Origin of the sequence: Brevibacillus sp. FIR094, from assembly GCF_050477165.1 — a bacterium.
GTDB lineage: Bacteria > Bacillota > Bacilli > Brevibacillales > Brevibacillaceae > Brevibacillus.
Genome location: NZ_JBEAES010000002.1, coordinates 84379 through 101922, shown reverse-complemented (window position 1 = coordinate 101922; position 17544 = coordinate 84379). Strand labels below are relative to the sequence as shown.

The window sequence follows — 17544 nt, the reverse complement described above, 5'->3', positions numbered from 1 at the left end:
ATGACGACAGCTCTTAACAGAATCGATCAATTATTCGCGGATCGTGATCGCAAACGATTCATCCCGTTTCTAACGGTAGGAGATCCTTCAATAGAAGCAACTTTCCAGCTCGTAAAAGCAATGGTCGAAGCAGGAGCAGATCTCATCGAGCTCGGTGTCCCTTACTCCGATCCTTTGGCAGATGGCCCAACGATTCAACGTGCTTCAGAACGCGCGCTGAAAAATGGCGTGACGATCAGGGATGCTTTGCAATTGGTCAAAAGGCTTCGTGAATCAGGTATGGAGGCTTCCATTGTCCTGTTCACCTATTTCAATCCGGTTTTACAATATGGCATCGAGCGCTTTTTTGCCGATCTCGCTGCCTATGGTGCTGACGGTGTTGTCATTCCTGATTTGCCGATCGAGGAAAACCGTCCAGCAGTAACCGCAGCAAAACAGAATGGCATTCATGTCATTTCGCTGGTGGCGCCAACTTCCAGTTCGAGAATCAATACGATTGGCGCACAAGCAACCGGATTTCTTTATTGTGTATCGTCGCTCGGTGTGACGGGTGCCCGTGCTGACCTGCGAGAGGATTTGGCAGATTTTCTGGAACGAGTAAAGGCCAGTACATCGGTTCCTACTGCGGTTGGCTTCGGAATATCCACGCCGGATCAGGTACGAGCAGTAGCACCCCATACGAATGGTGTCATTGTGGGAAGTGCCATTGTACAGCAAATCGAGGAGCATGCTGAGCAGCTGAAAGACCCAAAACAGATGCCAGATGCTGTAGAAAAAATAAAAACGTTTGTACATCAGTTAGCCAGTGCGCTACAATAGTGGGAAAAATGTGACTGGAGTGAACGTGGATGCAACCGAAACAACGCATACTCAATGCCCCGGTATATCAACCTGGCAAGCCCATTGATGACGTTAAACGTGAATTTGGTTTGACGGAAGTCATCAAGCTGGCGTCCAACGAAAATCCTTTTGGTTCCTCACCAAAGGCCAAAGCAGCTATTGCGGAACAGTTGGACAATTTGGCCCTATATCCAGATGGTGCAAGCCTTAATCTACGCTGGGATCTTGCTGACTTCCTCGGTGTTAAGCCAGGTCAATTGTTTTTCGGCAACGGGTCTGATGAAATTCTGTTGATGATCTCTCGTGCTTTTTTGGGCGAAGGAACAAATGCAGTCATGGCGACGCAAACGTTCTCACAATACCGCTCAAATGGGATTATTGAAGGTGCAGATTTGATTGAGGTGCCGTTGAAAGATGGCGTTCACGATCTCGAAGCGATGGCGGCTGCTGTCAACGAACAGACGAAGGTCGTATGGGTATGTAACCCGAACAATCCGTCTGGCACGATTGTAACAACATCCGAGTTGGAAGCTTTTTTGAAAAAGGTTCCCAAAAATGTGCTGGTCGTTTTGGATGAGGCTTACTACGAGTATGTGGTGGATCCAGAATATCCACAAACAGTACCGATGCTTGCTGAGTATCCGAACTTGATTATTTTGCGTACGTTCTCCAAAATCTACGGTCTGGCTGCGCTTCGTATCGGCTACGGAGTCGCGTCAGAGGAGCTCATTTCCTCGTTGGAACATGTGCGTGAGCCGTTCAACACAGGCACACTTGGCCAAGTAGCAGCACGTGCGGCGTTAAAAGACCAGGAATTTGTAAAAACATGCCGTGATCGAAACCGTGAAGGCATGAAGCAGTTTACTGATTCCTTTGACGAGTGGGGAATTTCCTACTATCCATCTCAGACCAACTTTATCTTGGTTGATTTGAAAAGGGATTCCGATGAAGTATTCAAGAAGCTGCTCTCTCAAGGCATCATCGTTCGCTCTGGTAATGCGCTAGGCTTCCCAGGTTTTCAACGTATTACCATTGGGACCAAAGAGCAAAATGATAAGATTCTTGCTGTATTAAAAGAAATCGTGACTGGAGCATTGAAATAAAGGACAAAGATGCCGGGCATGCCTCGGCATCTTTGTCTAAGAGAGACGAAGGAAGGATAGAGAGTGGAGATGAAAAAAACCACCATTACTGTAATCGGCGTCGGATTGATTGGCGGCTCAATCGCGCTGTCCATGCGACGTGATCCAAATATTCGGGTAGTCGGCTACGATTTACGTCAGGATTGCTTGGATAAAGCACTGACGCTTGGTGTCATTCATGCTGGCACAACTGATTTGCAGACTGCAGTTCGAGAAGCAAATGTCATTTTCCTCGCATCACCTGTAGAGCAAATCGTTGCAACCATTCGCTCGTTAGTCGAAATGGATCTGCAGCCTGGTGTGATCATTACGGATGTTGGCAGTACAAAGGCAGGTATTGTGAGACAAGCGGTGGATGTCATTCCTGATCATGTTACGTTTATTGGCGGACATCCGATGGCTGGCTCGCATAAATCCGGCGTGGAAGCTGCTTCTGACCGTCTTATGGAAAACGCCTATTATGTTTTGACACCAGCGCCGGGAACACCTGAAGAAAAAGTAAAGCAATTGTCTGAACTACTTACACTGACTCGCGCAAAAGTCGTGCAAATGGACGCAGCTTCGCATGATCAGGTCGTGGGTGCAGTCAGCCATTTCCCGCACATTCTCGCTTCTGCTTTGGTCAATCTGGTGGCAGGGTACGACGAGGAAAATGCTTGGCATGCAACGCTTGCTGCTGGTGGCTTCCGTGACATTACGCGCATCGCCTCGAGCAACCCTCAGATGTGGCGTGACATTTTGCTGCAAACCGTGATCCGATCCTGAAAATCGCAAAAGATTGGGCAAACGCATTGGAAGATGTCGTTCACCTTGTCGAACAGGGAGATCCAGAAGGAATCGAGCATTTCTTCAAAGCGGCACGAGAATTCCGCGACAGTTTGCCTGAGCGTAAAACGGGTGCATTGCCTCCTTTGAACGATTTGTATATCGATATCCCTGACAACCCGGGTGAAATCGGACGTATTACGACACTATTGGGAGCAAGAGAAATTAATATCACGAATCTCCAAATCAGAGAGACACGAGAAGACATTTATGGTGTGCTACGCATCACGTTCCATTCTCAACAAGAGTTGGAAAAGGGAGAGGAAGTTCTTCGCTTTTTCGATTACAATGTATACAAGCGCACATAAGTTTTTTTATGCAAACACACTTTACAACGAAGACGCTTCACAGTGCGACTGGTGTTCTGGGAGAGCGTGAGAGAGAAAAGGAGTGGAAGAAATGCTTCGCGTACAACAAGCCAAACAAATCAAAGGTACCGTTCGCGTGCCAGGAGATAAGTCCATTTCCCATCGTGCAGTTATGTTTGGAGCTCTAGCAGAAGGAACCACAACCATCGAAGGCTTTTTGCCGGGTGCTGATTGCTTGAGCACGATTAGCTGCTTTCGTCGGATGGGGATTGAGATTGAACAACAAGGAGATGCCGTAACCGTACAAGGAAAAGGCTGGTATGGCTTGCAGGAACCGTCTCAACATTTGGATGTAGGGAACTCCGGTACGACCATTCGTTTAATGGCGGGGATCATGGCAACACAGCCTTTCCATGTGGTGATGGAAGGTGATGAGTCCATTGCCAAAAGACCAATGCGTCGTGTGATCGGACCGCTCCGTCAAATGGGCGCCAAAATCGATGGAAGAAAAGACGGTGAATACACACCGTTATCCATTCGAGGCGGGGAGCTTCAAGGGTTCGCGTATCAATCCCCAGTTGCAAGTGCACAAGTGAAGTCAGCGATTATGCTGGCAGGGTTGCAGGCAAAAGGCGTGACGAGTGTAACAGAGCCGCATTTATCCCGCGATCATACGGAGCGTATGCTGCAAGCGTTTGGTGTACAAGTCGTGCGTGATGGCTTGACCGTTTCAGTAGAAGGCGGACAAAAGCTGAAGGGCCGTGCCATTTCTGTTCCTGGTGACATTTCTTCCGCTGCCTTTTTGATTGCAGCTGTAATGGTTGTACCAGGCAGCTCTCTTCTCATTGAAAATGTCGGAATTAACCCAAGCCGCACGGGCATCATTGATGTTGTCAAGGCGATGGGGGGAAGCCTGGAGCTTTTGAATGAGCGAGTCGTAAATGAAGAGCCGGTTGCAGACCTCCTCGTGACACATTCGGAGCTGCACGGTATTGAAATTGCTGGAGATATCATTCCACGCCTGATTGACGAAATTCCGGTGATTGCGGTCATGGCAACGCAGGCTAAAGGTCAAACCGTTATCCGTGACGCCGAAGAGCTGAAAGTAAAGGAGACAGACCGTATTGCCACGGTGGTTAGTCAACTGTCCAAATTCGGTGCTAGGGTGACACCTACAGATGACGGAATGATCATCGAAGGAAAGACAGGATTGACAGGGGCTGTCATCGATAGCATGGGGGATCACCGAATCGGCATGGCGATGGCAATTGCGGGTCTCGTTGCCGAGGGAGAGACGACCATCGAAAATGATGATGCGATTGATGTATCGTTCCCTGGCTTTCATAACTTGCTTGTGAAAATCAGCCAATAAGAAAGAATGAAAGAGAAGTCTGTGCCTTTATAGGGTAGCAGGCTTCTTTTTGGTGCGAAGGCAAAGCGTTCCGAATTTTAGCAAAAATGATTTGACAAGCGCTTACATTCCGTTTATTATAAAACTACAGTATGGTTTCTCTCCACTCCTATCCAATATAAGAAAGCACGTGTGTGCTACCGTCGTTTGAATGCGCTTACATCAACGGCGGTCTTTTTTTGTTTAAAAAGCGGTTTGGCCCCTAATTAGTACTTTTTCCCCTTTCTGTGCATATGCTCGTACAAGGGTAGTATGTGCATGAGAAGCGGGAGGGGGACGAGCTATGCTGGAGCGAGGGATGGTCATACGTGGGGGAACGATTGTCACAGCACTAGGAATGAAAGAAGTAGACATATGGATCCGTCATGGGAAAATTGTACGAATGGCTAAAGATACCTTGACGAAAAACCCCTTCAACGATTTATATGAAGAAATAGATGCTACCGGTATGTATCTTTTGCCCGGTTTCGTCGCACTCCCGACACATTCGTTGTATAAAATCAAAGATGTAGATGTCTATATAGAAGCCATGCGAAATCTCATCAGCTCGGGATGTACAAGCCTGGTGGACGTCTTCCGGCCAGAGCGTTGGATGAGTAGACCGCAAATTCACTATCAACAAACCCAGCACTTCAACAGTTTGTTGGATTATGTTTGGCATGTGGAAATCGATGTTGCTGATCTTCACGGTGACCGTTTAGCCGAGTGGATGAACCTTGGCTATTCTTCGTTTCATGTCACGATTCGAGATCCAGAAGAAATTTCCACAATAAAATGGGAAACGCTTTTGCAACTTCATACGTCTAAACATACGATCCTGCACATGCAGGTACAAAATGATCCGTTTTTGAAAAAAGAACAACGGGAACTCATTCGACAAATTTGGATGGAGGCTACTCGTTATTGGCGATTACGCACAGTCATCACTGATTCTCAAGCGGCCTTTCATTTTGAAGATAATGACCCGTACCTGCATATCTTTCGTTTGCCTGCTGAAGTGACGGATCAAGGTCTTCGTCAATTACATCGTCAATGGTTTGGAAGCTGGCAGGTAGCGTCTCCGATTCACGATGTGCGGATTGATACACGAAAGAGCTGGTGTACGCCTGAGGAATTGCTTTGCTTGCTCGTCAGGCTCACTTCGACAAATGTCGCAAAAGCAATTGGTCTGTATCCGCGAAAAGGAAGCTTGACAACTGGCGCAGACGCTGATATCGTTTTCCTGAAAAAGGAAAACTGGTTGACAAAGAATGATCTTTCCACTATTCTCAATTTTAGTGAAATGCATCTTCCAACATCTGTTATGTCGAACGGTAAATGGATATATCGAAATATGCGATTTATCCCTTTGATTGGTATGGGTAAGTGTTTATTTGACACGAAGCCCTACGCTTATGTCATATAACCCCGGTTTGGGGGTTTTTTCGTGAATGGTTTCCAGCAGACAGACGAGAAAAAGAATCGTAAGGTCGCGCAACTTTTTACATCCCCAGCAGTCTAATTATGCAAAAGGCCGCTGAGGGATCGGAATCGCAAGGAGGTAATCCTGATCATGACCGATTCCCAGCTTATCCGAGAGATTAAAGAAGGTAATCTGGAATGCTATGCTGAACTGATTCGTCGATATGAAAAAAAGATCCTCTCATTTGTCACTCATCTTTTGCGTCAGGCACATTTAGAGCATATAGCGGAGGATATATGTCAGGAGACGTTTTACAAGGCGTATAAGAGCATTCATTCTTTCCGAGATGTAGAAGCTACATTCTCCACCTGGCTCTATACGATTGCACGCAACTCCGTACTCAGTGAATTGCGCAAGAGTCGCAATTCTGACGTGTATCTGGATGATACGTTGCAAGTGCCTATGGCATCTCCCAAGTCACTGCCTGAGCAAGTTTTGCTCCGGAATGAACGGGAGAGCATGGTAAGACTGGCAATCAACAGTTTACCAGAGAAGCAACGCTCAGCACTGATATTACGCGAGTACGAACAAATGGATTACACAGAAATCGCTACGATTCTGGATTTAACAGTGAGCTCTGTGAAGTCTCTACTGTTTCGAGCGCGGCAAAGTATTCGTGGACAGTTGGAAAACTACATCCTGGACCCTCATTTGGATGAAGCTGAAGGGATGAATCGATGATGAGATGTGAAGAAGTTCAGGAAATTCTGCCTGAATACGCCGAAAATCTGTTGCCTGAGGTGACCCAACGTCGGGTTGATCACCATATGGCGGCATGCTATGCCTGTCGTTCCGACTATGAGATTTGGTCGGACAGTGGTGAGTGGATGGAAATGGATAAAGAAGAATATCATTCTGTAACTCCATCACGTTCCATTGTAGACGCGGTGATGGCCCGTATATTATCGGAAGAGCAGTGGGCGATCCCGATCGGCAGAAAAATTTTCAGCGTGACAGCGAGAATGCGACGCATGGCTGCGAGTGTAGCTGTTTTGTTGCTCATGGTCTTTTCGTTCACTTTATATGTGAATACAAGTACCACGGAGCATGCGAATTCTCTCGTTATTAACGGAGAAGTCATGGAGATTAACACGCCAAAGGCGCAAGTTATTTCTTCTTCCTTGCAAACAGACGACGGTACATACGTGGTAGAAGCACAGCCATATACGTCGCAAGGAGATTCACTGGAACATGCTACTGCTTCGATCGTACCGCTCGATGGAAAGCCGACGTCTACTGATTTAGCCAAACCGAATTACAGCATTGTGCTTAGTATTTTTGGAATCCTTATTACTGTTCTTACAATGAGCTGGCTAACGCGAGCATAATGGTATATGATCAAGAGTAAAAGAAAAGACCGTCTTCGGACGGTCTTTTGTGGCTATTTTATTAGAGTGGTTGTTCAGCAAGCGGATAGAGCAACAAGGCCACGCAAAATACATATGAGGTGAAAGAAATGCCGAAAAAGTGGCTGTATGTCATAGACGAAGCGATCAAGCGAATCGAAAACGATGAAGTGGAGCTGGGCTTGACCGCTCTGCAAAAGGTTCAGGAGCATGGAAAAGATTTGCCGGATGTCATGATGTATTTGGCAGAGGTCTGGTATCGACTCGGTCATTTGGAAGAGGCGAGTCAATTGCTGACAGATGTCATGGCCAAAAATCCGCAAATGGATTCCTCCTTGCGTAGAGAATGCCAGCTGCTACTAGCGGAGATTGCTTTGGATTCCAGTGATTTTGAGACGGCGCAACATCTTCTCTATGAATGCAAAGAATCTGGCTTTGAAAGCATCCAGCTTGACTTGTTGCTAGCGGATCTGTATTCCCTCCAAGATTTAGATGAAGTAGCGGTCAAGTATTTGGAGCAAGCAAGACTGAAGGAGCCAGACAACCAAGATATTATGGCAGCGCTGGGTAACTTGTATTTCCGCATTGGAGAAGACGAGAAAGCAATGAAGCTCCTGGAACTAGCCGGGGATGAAAGTCTGTCCATGCTTTTGACAAAGGGGCGCTCGTACGCACAAAGCGGTCAATTCGAACAGGCATACCAAGTATTCCGTCAGGCGCTGGTCATGGATCGTTCGCCAGAAGTACTCTACGGATGTGCACTGATGGCATTCCACGTAGGACGACTAGATGAAGCAGCAGAATTGGTTAGCAGTTTGCAAGCGATTGATGAGGAGTATGTGGCTGCTTACCCATTAGCTGCAGATGTGAATCTTTCGATGGGGAAAACAGAAGCAGCTATTGAGGCGCTAAAGCAATATGTATCGTTGTCAGGTTTTGATTTGGATCAGATCCGCAGGCTGATCGCTCTTTTGACTCAAGCCGGGCGCTATGAGGAAGCGAAAGAATACCAACAGCTTCACGACCAGTGGGACCATGAGTCCGAAGAGGAGCAATAAAAAAATCGACAAACAGGAAGTCACTTCGGTGGCTTCCTGTTTATTTTTCCGCTTTTTGGCAAGAATGAGAGACAAGTAAGCCATCGTAAAGAAGGGATGCACAGATGAACTTGGCTGAGATCTTGGTGTACACCGATATCCGGCAGCTCCATCAGATTGCCAACCATTACGGATGCGAATGCAACCCTCATTCCAAAAACGAATTGATTACGTCACTGTTGTCTAGCTTGAGGCACAGGTTGACAATCTCTCAAGAAGTTGAGCAGCTGAGCAGTTCAGAAACCCATTTTTTGCTCCAATTGTTCCTGGACAAGCGTACGGTCATGTCGCTTGAGGATTTGTTGGCGAAAGCCGGGGTGGCACTGGAGTGTGAAAAGGAAAAAAAGCAGGAGGAAGGCCGGAAGTTTGTCGCAGCAGCAATGAAGCGAGGGTGGATTTTTCCGGCGAAAAGTAAATCCGTAGGGCAGTATCAAATTCCGCTGGACATCCGTGAGCCGTACTTGCAAGCGTGGCTGACAAAATGGCGTGATTCAAACGCATTACTTCATCCCGGTCCGCAAGCTTATAGGGATGAGGGAACAGCACTATGCGATGATATCATGCAATTTTTACAATTTCTCCAGCAGGAGCCAGTACCGTTAACCGCAGAAGGTGGTATGTACAAGCGTCATCAGCAGCAGCTTTTTCAATTTTTGTACGTAAAAGAAGAGCCTCTATTGCCGCAAAAATGGCGTTTTGGGTACGGTCTACATTTTGATTTATACCCTGACCGTTTTTCCTTGCTCTACGATTTCTGTTACTATCACCGATGGATTGTAGAAGTGGACGGCAAGGTAGCAGTAACGGAAGCGGGGAGGGAGCGACTGGAGCAACCGTATAACGATCAATTGTACCATGATGTCATTCGCTTCTGGATGAGGCTGTACAAGCGGGCTGTCCCGAACTTGCCGATGCTGGTTCAGCTCATTCCGTTGATCGCGTCGGGTGGATGGGTAAGTCAGCAATCGCTTATGGATACGCTACTCCATTGGATGAAAGAGTTTTACTACGATTCACCTACAGATATCTTGGTGAATCGGGTATGCAAAATGATGGTGCATCTAGGGTTGTTGCGCGTCGGCCAAGACGAACAAGGGCAGTGGTTATACACCGCAACGTATGCGAGCCAAACTTGGCTTCGAAAATACAATGGTTTTACCGAAACGACTATTTTATTGAAGTGAGGGATGGGTATGGAGTGGCCGAATTTCTATTCCAACGCGTACGGAACGAACAATCAAATGGTTTCCGGTTTGCTATCTGAAATGGTGATCGACGAGCAAATGCGTCAATATCGCAAGCGCACGCTTATCCAGGAGATTGATGAGGCACTTGCATCGAAAAACAAAGAGTTGTTTTTGCGCTTAACAGACGAATTAAAAGAAATCATGGCTTACGAGCAAGCCTAAATACATAATCGTATGCGTTATTGCGAGTCTCCAACCATTCATGGTACGCTTGTTTCCAGAAATGAACAAGGAAATGAGGAGACGGCTCTATGCAGTGGAACTTGAACGATTTTGAAAACTGGGAGGAGTTGCGGTCCTTTGTGGATACCGCGCTGCTCCCTCTTTATTTGTACAACTCGGATAGAAAAGTAGAAGAGCATGTTGTACGCATGAACTACTTATTAAATGTAGCGGCCGGGATTGAGCAGCGACTGAAGGGACGCGTACTGCTATTTCCGTTAAGCTATCAAATAGGAGAAGAGCAGCTGGAACAACGAACGCCGGCGGAATTCTCTTATAAAGTACTGCTTCATTTTCGGGGAGAACAGATTCAATTAAAAGATCGAACGGAAGAAGGCGTGTTGACTTTATTGGTAGGGGATGAAGATCTGGAATCTTCTTTGCGTTTCGAAGTGACAGTGGATGTGCTGTACAAAGAGATCATCAAGTTGTGGCAAACCGGGCGGGGATAATCGTTTTGACTAAAAAAGAGACGCAATAGAGAAAGCGTTTTCCGGTAATACTACAGAAAAATGGGTGGGGCAAGGTCATAAATTTGACAATCTGGCAACAATATCCTGTCACACATCGTTTGGGTAAAGACATGTCCACTGGACATTCTTGACATCTTTATAGGCGTTAGCTATGATTGGGATTGACCTAGTGTATATGTATGAAAATGCCATCGTAGCGCTATTTTACAGGATAAGGAGGGAAAAAAGATATGGGAGACAAACGCGAAATTTCCAGGCGTACATTTTTGAATTACGCCCTGATGGGAACTGGCGGATTCCTTGCTGCGGGAATGATCACCCCAATGATTCGCTTTGCGGTAGACCCCCTTCTGCAAGGACATGCAGGTGGAGATAAAGTAGCTGTCGGCAATCCGGATGAGTTTAGTGCCGTGCCGAAACGCGTAGAATTCAAGGTCCATACCAAGGACGGTTGGTATGAATCAGAATCTACACTTACTGCATGGGTTACCAAGAACGACAAGGGTGAGATTCTTGCACTGTCCCCGATCTGTAAGCACTTAGGGTGTACGGTTGACTGGGGAACTGGCGCAGGACAACCAAATGAGTACTTCTGTCCTTGCCACATGGGTCGTTATTCGATCAATGGCGAGCACATTTTGGGAACGCCACCGACGGCCTCTCTCGATGAGTATGAGACAGAAGTGAAAGACGGAAAATTGTATTTAGGTAAAGTAAAAGCAAATCCTCGTCCGGGGGTGAACGGCTAAAATGATGCAAAAAATGTATGATTGGGTCGACGAACGCTTAAACATCACTCCGATGTGGCGTGACTTGGCTGACCACGAAGTACCTGAGCACGTGAACCCGGCACATCATTTTTCAGCTTTTGTTTACTGCTTTGGTGGACTAACGTTCTTTATTACCGTTATTCAAATCTTGTCTGGTATGTTCTTGACGATGTACTATGTACCAGACGTTATCAATGCTTACGAATCCGTTAAGTACCTGCAGAACGAAGTAGCGTTCGGGGTAATCGTACGCGGTATGCATCACTGGGGCGCGAGCTTGGTAATCGTGATGATGTTCCTACATACTTTGCGTGTATTCTTTACAGGTGCATACAAAAAGCCTCGTGAATTGAACTGGGTAGTCGGCGTACTGATTTTCTTCGTTATGCTGGGTCTTGGTTTCACAGGCTACCTCTTGCCTTGGGATAACACGGCATACTTTGCGACCAAAGTAGGTGTGCAGATCGCAGACTCGGTACCATTTATCGGTCCGTATGTGAAAACATTGCTCACAGGTGGAGACATTCTAGGTGCGCAAACGCTTACTCGCTTCTTCGCGATTCACGTGTTCTTCCTGCCAGGCGCACTGCTTGGACTGTTGGGAGCTCACTTTGTTATGATCCGTTCGCAAGGTATCTCGGGTCCACTATAATTGGTCTTCGAAAAAAGGAGGAAATAGCATGGCAAAACAAGATAAAGATGCTACCTTCGTCGGAGATTCCCGAGTATCGGCGAAGCGTATCCCAAACATTTCTCCATCCTACTCTGACTTTCCAGGTAAAAACGAGCCATTCTGGCCAAACTTCCTGTTGAAAGAGTGGATGGTGGCAGCCGTTTGCTTAGTTGGCTTCCTCGTGTTGACGGTTTCTCATCCGTCGCCGTTGACTGACAAAGCAAACCCGAATGATACTTCATTCATCCCGTTGCCAGACTGGTACTTCTTGTTCCTGTATCAATTGCTGAAATATCCATGGGCTGCAGGGGATTGGGTCGTTCTTGGAATCGTTGTTATTCCAGGTATCGCATTCGGTGCACTGATGCTGGCGCCTTGGCTGGATACCAGCAAAGATCGTCGTCCTAGCAAGCGTCCAGTTGCTACAGGCTTGATGCTGACAGCACTGGTAGGTATTTTCTACCTGACTTGGGCGGCAAATCATGAATATCATCTGGCTCACCCAGATAAAGGTAAAGGTACTGGTGGCAAAGAAGGATCGAGTGCAACTGCACCGGCTCCAGCGGACACTAGCTTTAAAGCAGATGCGCTTTGGAAAGCGCAAACAAGCTGTATGGGATGCCATGGTAAAAACATGGAGGGTGGCATGGGTCCAAACCTCCAAAAAATCGGTGCAACTTTAGATGCAGCCAAGATTACTGACGTCATCAAGAACGGTAAAGGCGCAATGCCAGGCGGTATGATCAAAGATGATGCAGAAATCGCAAAGCTAGCTGAATACATGGCTGGCTTGAAATAAGCTAATAGGGGAAAAGCTGGCTGGTAATGCGGTCAGCTTTTTCGTTAGCGGCGTACACAGCGGGAGACGATTATAGATGATCTGGATATGGGAGTGGTTTCGGCAATCTTTGGGCAAAAGGTGGTTTCTTTGGACGCTGTTCGTCGTCAACTTTTTGGGAACCATATATGGATTTATCTGGTACGGTAACCAATTAGCTGAAACACCAGCATATTTGATTCCTTTTGTTCCGGACAGCCCGACAGGTAGCGGACTTTTTTCGCTTGTACTCCTTACCTATTTGTTGGGTCGCCACATTCCTGTACTGGAAGCTTTGGCTGGCATCACCAATTTTAAGTATGGTGTCTGGGCCGTTTGCATTATCGTGGCTGGTTGGTTGATGGGCAATGAAGTGCGTTGGACAGACGTGATGCTGATCATTTCCCACACCGGCATGGCTGTGGAATCTGTTTTGTATGCGCGTTTTTACAAGCTAAGTCTTCTGCCGGTGGGAATCGCTGCGCTGTGGACACTGAATAATGATTTTCTCGATTACGTCATGGACATCCATCCGTGGCTTCCGAGTGTACTGGATCCATATGAGGGCTTCGTTGGTTTGTTTACGGTTCTTCTCAGTCTGATCTCAATCTCGGTGATCTGGTGGGTGAATATGAAGTATACGACAAATAAGGTCTAATCTTGTCCTCCTTTCCATAGGCTGTACTAGGGAAGGAGGTTATTTGCGTTGAAGAAAAACATCCGGTTTTTATTATTCTTTCTCATGATCGGGTTGTTCTTGTCGTGGCCCATTCATAATTTGTACTCGAAGCTGAATCAACCGATAGAAGAAAAGCAGTTGGCAGCGTTGGATCAAATTGCGCATGAGTTCCTGACGTATGCAAAAAAGGGAGATCTTGAAGGGGCAGAGCAGCGCATTGTACAGCTGGCAGAACGATTCCCGAACCAGCACTTGCCCAATCCGATACGAATTGAGAGTCTAAATGCAGTGACACAGTCCATACTGGCAGCCAAGCAAAGTTTTGCTTCCACAAACGCAAGTGAACAGCAATTGCTGTGGCATGCCACACGGGTCCGTATCGCCATAGACGCACTAACGCATGATCACCAGCCGATGTGGCGTAGCTACTATCCTTCTCTCGTAACACAGGTCCAAAACCTGCAACTATCGGCTGTTGAGCGGAATTTCAGTCAGTTTCGCGAACAGTTCGATGAGAATTACCGATTATTTTTGGCCATTAAGCCAGGGATGAGTATTCAGCTTCCAGAGGGGCACATGTCCTCGATTACGGTTGCGTACGATATCATATCCAAAGAGATGCGAAACAGCCAAGTAGATTGGCAGCAGGTACGAGAGGCGTTGCGAGAATTGAACAGCTCTTTTCAAGTGGCTTTTGTGGGAGAAGAAAAGAGTACGTTTGCTCGTTTAATGATGCGGCCAGATTCACCTATTGTCATTCTCACCTCGATTTCGATTGCTTTGATCATGGCCTTGTCTTATGTGGCGTGGAAGAAATATAACGGAGAAATCCGTTCGACTTAATGGATGCAAAAACCCTTGCCTGTACGAAAAGGCAAGGGTTTTTGCTATGCTGCTTCGTGCTAGTCGTGAAGCGGTTTCTTGTTTTCATCAAGGGTGAAGCCTTCTCCGAGTACCTCATGAACATCGTTGACGATGACAAAAGCATGTGGATCGATTTCTTGCACGATATTTTTAAAACGCATCACTTCGTTGCGGCTGATAACCACGTAGATTACTTTCTTTTCATCGCCAGAGTAGGCGCTTTTCCCGCTAAAAGGGTAACGCCACGACCAAATTCAAGGATTTGATTGGCAATCTTGTCCGCTTCGTTGGAAATGATCGTCAGTGCTTTGCCGGCATATGCCCCATCTTGGAAAAAGTCGATGACACGCGCGGCGATAAAGACGACGACAAGTGTGTACATGGCGCTTTCTAGATTCAAATAGACGAGGGATGCCCCGATGACCAAGATATCTCCAAAAAACAACGTTCTCCCCATACTGACACCCATGTATTTCTGAAGCAGTCTGGCAATGATGTCCACTCCGCCAGTGGTCCCACCGTAACGGAAAATAATCCCTAAACCGACTCCGACAGCTACCCCAGCATAAAGAGAGGCGAGCAAGCGATCTTTCATTTGAAGCGGGAGAACGCCATCAAACAAGGATAAGAAGACGGAGAGTGAAACCGTTCCCAAAATGGTGTAGAAAAAAGAAGTTCGTCCAAGAATTTTCCAGCCTAGAAAAAATAACGGTACGTTTAGGACAAAGAAGACGACTCCCTGGTCCACAGCAGGAACTAACAGCTTGATCAAAATACTGATACCGGTGATACCGCCCTCAGCTAAATGGTTGGGAATGTTGAACGCATTAATACCAAATCCCATAATGGCAGAACCGATGATAATGGCAAAGATACTATCAAGACGAATTTTCATATGTCCTCCTGTTCGCCGGATCAGGAATGGCTTCCCCCCGGACATGATGTGCAGGTAATACTTTAGTTACCTGAGGGCTATCCGAAAGCCATTATAAATGAACGCTCGTTTGATTGTCCATATGCTGGAAAGACGAAGTATTGTGATTTGGCAAACGAAGCCTTTTTTAGTACGATAGGTGAAAGAGAGATGACTGTGAAAAAGGAGTGGGCGGATGGAACGGCAAAAGACTATGCAAGAGATGCAGCAAGAAGTTGATCAATACATATCGCAGTTTAAAGAAGGATATTTTTCTCCGCTTTCGATGCTGGCTAGAATGACAGAAGAAGTAGGAGAATTAGCCAGAGAGATTAACCATTTTTATGGAGAAAAACCGAAGAAAAAGGACGAAGGCGAAAAAACAGTAGAGGAAGAGCTGGGTGACGTACTCTTCATCGTGATTTGTTTCGCAAACTCGCTCGGAATCGATTTGCAGGAAGCATTTGATCGTATTATGCACAAGTTTAATACTCGCGATAAAGATCGCTGGACGAGAATAGAGGAGAACGAGCAACATGACTAAACAAATTCGTGTAGCAGTTGCAGGAGCAAATGGTCGAATGGGGCAAGAGGTAGTGAAAATGCTGGCGCAGGATACCGCGCTCGTTTTTACTGGCAATCTGGATACGCGTGTGAGCGAAGAGGAAATCAATCAACAACTGGACGAAATGAAGCCAGATGTTCTGGTCGACTTTACGACACCGCATACGGTATACCGTCATATGGAGCTCTGTCTGGCTCGTGGTGTGAGACCGGTTGTCGGAACAACGGGCCTGACTACAGAGCAGCTGCAAGAGATGAGTGCGCGCTATAAAGAAGCGGGACTGGGTGCCATCATTGCCCCGAATTTTGCGATCGGCGCGATTCTATGTATGAAGTTTTCCGCAATGGCAGCAAAATATATGCCACATGTGGAAATTATCGAGCTGCATCATGACCGCAAGCTGGATGCGCCAAGCGGAACTGCTTTGAAGACCGCAGAGATGATTGCAGCCGTTCGGGAAGAGCTCAAGCAAGGGCATCCTGAAGAGGTAGAAACGATTCCAGGCGCTCGTGGAGCAGATTACGAAGGATTCCGGATTCACAGTGTCCGTCTGCCAGGTATGGTTGCTCATCAGGAGGTTTTGTTTGGTGCAACAGGCCAAACTCTGTCCATTCGCCATGATTCGATTAACCGGGAATCTTTCATGCCAGGCGTGAATATGGCCATTAAAGCCGTAATGAATATGAACGGATTGATTTACGGATTGGAACATTTGATTGATTAAACGCTTGATTAACATACACACGATACCCAGCCATAAAGGGAGAGGTTTTCTTGAAAATTGCATTGATTGCCCATGATCGAATGAAAGAACAGATTGTGCAACTAGCGATGGCCTATGAATCCATTTTGGCAAAACATGACCTGTTTGCCACCGGGACAACTGGGTCGCGAATCATGGAAGCTACGTCGCTGTCCCTAACCCGATTTCTGTCAGGGCCATTAGGAGGCGATCAACAAATCGGTGCGATGATCGCCCGCAATGAGATGGATTTGATTATCTTTTTGCGTGATCCGCTTACCTCTCAACCACATGAGCCTGATATTATTGCATTGCTTCGGCTGTGTGATGTGCACAAAATACCGTTTGCCACCAATCTCGGTTCGGCAGAAATCATGCTGAAGGCTTTGGAGCTGGGACAATTGGATTGGCGTGAAGTGGTGCATGAGGAGAATGAAGCATGAGTTCACTCGATATTTTGGCAATCGGCGCTCATCCTGACGATGTCGAGATCGGCGCAGCAGGTAGTCTGATTTTGGCAGCCAAAGAGGGGAAGCGCGTAGGGATTCTCGACTTGACCTATGCCGAATTGTCTTCGAATGGAACGGTTGAAAGAAGGCAGCAAGAAGCGACTGCAGCTGACCATGTGATGGGAGTGGCTGCTCGCTATAACTTTGGCCTGCCTGATCGTGGCTTGGAAGCAGTCAGGGAAAGTGCGATTGAACGTGTCGTCAAGCTCATTCGCGAAACTCGTCCAGCCATTGTGCTTGCGCCTTATTACGCGGATCGTCATCCAGATCACGAAAGCGTAAGTCGGATCGTTCGAGAGGCGGTGTTTAACGCAGGAATCCGCAAGTATTTGCCGGAGCCTTCTTTGCCTGCCTATCGACCTTCACAATTCCTATACTATTTTATTAATTCCACTGTCCCGCCTCAGGTTGTTGTGGATATCACCGCTGTTTATCCGCAAAAAATGGAGGCGCTGCGTTGCTACCGCAGTCAGTTTGAGCTAGAAGAAGGCAGCGTTCAAACGCCGCTTACCAACGGGTATCTGGAGTCTGTCGAGTATCGAGAGCGACTATTTGGTCAGCAGGCTGGTGTAGCCTACGCAGAAGGATTTGTCAGTGCAGCTCCGTATGTATTAAAGAGCTTGTGAGAAGGAGTGACAC

At 46.9% G+C, this 17544-nt stretch carries 19 protein-coding genes and 2 pseudogenes; 20 read left to right on the top strand and 1 reads right to left on the bottom strand.

Features of this window, described 5'->3' with window-relative positions; all coding sequences use genetic code 11:
- The 16 genes and pseudogenes from trpA to ACQ5DJ_RS01600 all read left to right on the top strand — a co-directional run bounded on the left by trpA (position 1) and on the right by ACQ5DJ_RS01600 (position 14155).
- Positions 1–819, top strand: a complete 819-nt coding sequence (trpA, locus tag ACQ5DJ_RS01675; RefSeq protein ID WP_429840916.1) for a tryptophan synthase subunit alpha — start codon at positions 1–3, stop codon at positions 817–819.
- A 29-nt stretch (positions 820–848) separates the two neighbouring features.
- On the top strand, positions 849–1943 hold the full coding sequence (gene hisC / locus ACQ5DJ_RS01670) for a histidinol-phosphate transaminase (RefSeq protein ID WP_392428995.1): 1095 nt from the start codon (positions 849–851) through the stop codon (positions 1941–1943).
- A gap of 69 nt (positions 1944–2012) precedes the next feature.
- Positions 2013–3115, top strand: a pseudogene (locus tag ACQ5DJ_RS01665) (prephenate dehydrogenase).
- 91 nt (positions 3116–3206) lie between these two features.
- Entirely contained in the window at positions 3207–4487 is a 1281-nt protein-coding gene (gene aroA / locus ACQ5DJ_RS01660) for a 3-phosphoshikimate 1-carboxyvinyltransferase (protein WP_144616038.1), read from the top strand.
- Between the two features lie 322 nt (positions 4488–4809).
- Positions 4810–5931, top strand: coding sequence for an amidohydrolase family protein (locus ACQ5DJ_RS01655; protein WP_429840915.1), 1122 nt, complete (start codon positions 4810–4812; stop codon positions 5929–5931).
- A 147-nt stretch (positions 5932–6078) separates the two neighbouring features.
- On the top strand, positions 6079–6669 hold the full coding sequence (locus ACQ5DJ_RS01650) for an RNA polymerase sigma factor (RefSeq protein ID WP_106837510.1): 591 nt from the start codon (positions 6079–6081) through the stop codon (positions 6667–6669).
- Positions 6666–7316 carry a zf-HC2 domain-containing protein gene (locus ACQ5DJ_RS01645; RefSeq protein ID WP_429840914.1) on the top strand — a complete coding sequence of 217 codons (651 nt, stop codon included), beginning with the start codon at positions 6666–6668 and terminating at the stop codon, positions 7314–7316. Before ACQ5DJ_RS01650 ends, ACQ5DJ_RS01645 begins: the two co-directional genes overlap by 4 nt.
- A gap of 128 nt (positions 7317–7444) precedes the next feature.
- Positions 7445–8392: a tetratricopeptide repeat protein gene (locus tag ACQ5DJ_RS01640; protein ID WP_429840913.1), complete on the top strand. Its 948-nt coding sequence runs from the start codon at positions 7445–7447 to the stop codon at positions 8390–8392.
- A gap of 104 nt (positions 8393–8496) precedes the next feature.
- Positions 8497–9615, top strand: a complete 1119-nt coding sequence (locus ACQ5DJ_RS01635; RefSeq protein ID WP_429840912.1) for a hypothetical protein — start codon at positions 8497–8499, stop codon at positions 9613–9615.
- A 9-nt stretch (positions 9616–9624) separates the two neighbouring features.
- Complete coding sequence (locus ACQ5DJ_RS01630) at positions 9625–9840, top strand: IDEAL domain-containing protein (protein WP_007716588.1); 216 nt, start codon at positions 9625–9627, stop codon at positions 9838–9840.
- Between the two features lie 89 nt (positions 9841–9929).
- Complete coding sequence (locus tag ACQ5DJ_RS01625) at positions 9930–10352, top strand: DUF2487 family protein (protein WP_429840911.1); 423 nt, start codon at positions 9930–9932, stop codon at positions 10350–10352.
- A 251-nt stretch (positions 10353–10603) separates the two neighbouring features.
- Positions 10604–11122, top strand: a complete 519-nt coding sequence (locus tag ACQ5DJ_RS01620; protein ID WP_429840910.1) for a ubiquinol-cytochrome c reductase iron-sulfur subunit — start codon at positions 10604–10606, stop codon at positions 11120–11122.
- A gap of 1 nt (position 11123) precedes the next feature.
- Positions 11124–11795, top strand: a complete 672-nt coding sequence (gene qcrB, locus ACQ5DJ_RS01615; RefSeq protein ID WP_012686173.1) for a menaquinol-cytochrome c reductase cytochrome b subunit — start codon at positions 11124–11126, stop codon at positions 11793–11795.
- A gap of 28 nt (positions 11796–11823) precedes the next feature.
- Complete coding sequence (locus tag ACQ5DJ_RS01610; RefSeq protein ID WP_429840909.1) at positions 11824–12615, top strand: c-type cytochrome; 792 nt, start codon at positions 11824–11826, stop codon at positions 12613–12615.
- Between the two features lie 76 nt (positions 12616–12691).
- Complete coding sequence (locus tag ACQ5DJ_RS01605) at positions 12692–13291, top strand: DUF1405 domain-containing protein (protein WP_409178652.1); 600 nt, start codon at positions 12692–12694, stop codon at positions 13289–13291.
- Between the two features lie 48 nt (positions 13292–13339).
- Complete coding sequence (locus ACQ5DJ_RS01600; RefSeq protein ID WP_429840908.1) at positions 13340–14155, top strand: sporulation protein YpjB; 816 nt, start codon at positions 13340–13342, stop codon at positions 14153–14155.
- 59 nt (positions 14156–14214) lie between these two features.
- On the opposite strand, the pseudogene ACQ5DJ_RS01595 reads toward ACQ5DJ_RS01600, so the two are convergent.
- Positions 14215–15071: pseudogene (locus tag ACQ5DJ_RS01595) on the bottom strand (YitT family protein).
- Positions 15072–15285: 214 nt separating this feature from the next.
- Here ACQ5DJ_RS01595 and ACQ5DJ_RS01590 point away from each other — a divergent pair.
- From ACQ5DJ_RS01590 to bshB1, 4 genes are read left to right on the top strand one after another with little or no spacing between them, the layout of a single operon-like run.
- On the top strand, positions 15286–15633 hold the full coding sequence (locus ACQ5DJ_RS01590; protein ID WP_016740047.1) for a nucleotide pyrophosphohydrolase: 348 nt from the start codon (positions 15286–15288) through the stop codon (positions 15631–15633).
- Positions 15626–16378 carry a 4-hydroxy-tetrahydrodipicolinate reductase gene (gene dapB, locus ACQ5DJ_RS01585; RefSeq protein WP_429840907.1) on the top strand — a complete coding sequence of 251 codons (753 nt, stop codon included), beginning with the start codon at positions 15626–15628 and terminating at the stop codon, positions 16376–16378. The genes ACQ5DJ_RS01590 and dapB overlap by 8 nt, the downstream gene beginning before the upstream one ends.
- Before the next feature lie 50 nt (positions 16379–16428).
- Entirely contained in the window at positions 16429–16839 is a 411-nt protein-coding gene (locus ACQ5DJ_RS01580; RefSeq protein ID WP_429840906.1) for a methylglyoxal synthase, read from the top strand.
- Positions 16836–17531, top strand: a complete 696-nt coding sequence (gene bshB1 / locus ACQ5DJ_RS01575) for a bacillithiol biosynthesis deacetylase BshB1 (protein WP_429840905.1) — start codon at positions 16836–16838, stop codon at positions 17529–17531. The genes ACQ5DJ_RS01580 and bshB1 overlap by 4 nt, the downstream gene beginning before the upstream one ends.
- The last annotated feature ends 13 nt before the right edge of the window (positions 17532–17544 follow it).

Coding starts and splice junctions, on each gene's coding strand:
- ACQ5DJ_RS01605 (WP_409178652.1), top strand. CDS start 12,692: ATGATCTGGATATGGGAGTGGTTTCGGCAATCTTTGGGCAAAAGGTGG.
- ACQ5DJ_RS01650 (WP_106837510.1), top strand. CDS start 6,079: ATGACCGATTCCCAGCTTATCCGAGAGATTAAAGAAGGTAATCTGGAA.
- ACQ5DJ_RS01610 (WP_429840909.1), top strand. CDS start 11,824: ATGGCAAAACAAGATAAAGATGCTACCTTCGTCGGAGATTCCCGAGTA.
- ACQ5DJ_RS01620 (WP_429840910.1), top strand. CDS start 10,604: ATGGGAGACAAACGCGAAATTTCCAGGCGTACATTTTTGAATTACGCC.
- ACQ5DJ_RS01630 (WP_007716588.1), top strand. CDS start 9,625: ATGGAGTGGCCGAATTTCTATTCCAACGCGTACGGAACGAACAATCAA.
- trpA (WP_429840916.1), top strand. CDS start 1: ATGACGACAGCTCTTAACAGAATCGATCAATTATTCGCGGATCGTGAT.
- bshB1 (WP_429840905.1), top strand. CDS start 16,836: ATGAGTTCACTCGATATTTTGGCAATCGGCGCTCATCCTGACGATGTC.
- ACQ5DJ_RS01590 (WP_016740047.1), top strand. CDS start 15,286: ATGGAACGGCAAAAGACTATGCAAGAGATGCAGCAAGAAGTTGATCAA.
- ACQ5DJ_RS01625 (WP_429840911.1), top strand. CDS start 9,930: ATGCAGTGGAACTTGAACGATTTTGAAAACTGGGAGGAGTTGCGGTCC.
- dapB (WP_429840907.1), top strand. CDS start 15,626: ATGACTAAACAAATTCGTGTAGCAGTTGCAGGAGCAAATGGTCGAATG.
- ACQ5DJ_RS01635 (WP_429840912.1), top strand. CDS start 8,497: ATGAACTTGGCTGAGATCTTGGTGTACACCGATATCCGGCAGCTCCAT.
- hisC (WP_392428995.1), top strand. CDS start 849: ATGCAACCGAAACAACGCATACTCAATGCCCCGGTATATCAACCTGGC.
- ACQ5DJ_RS01640 (WP_429840913.1), top strand. CDS start 7,445: ATGCCGAAAAAGTGGCTGTATGTCATAGACGAAGCGATCAAGCGAATC.
- ACQ5DJ_RS01655 (WP_429840915.1), top strand. CDS start 4,810: ATGCTGGAGCGAGGGATGGTCATACGTGGGGGAACGATTGTCACAGCA.
- qcrB (WP_012686173.1), top strand. CDS start 11,124: ATGATGCAAAAAATGTATGATTGGGTCGACGAACGCTTAAACATCACT.
- aroA (WP_144616038.1), top strand. CDS start 3,207: ATGCTTCGCGTACAACAAGCCAAACAAATCAAAGGTACCGTTCGCGTG.
- ACQ5DJ_RS01645 (WP_429840914.1), top strand. CDS start 6,666: ATGATGAGATGTGAAGAAGTTCAGGAAATTCTGCCTGAATACGCCGAA.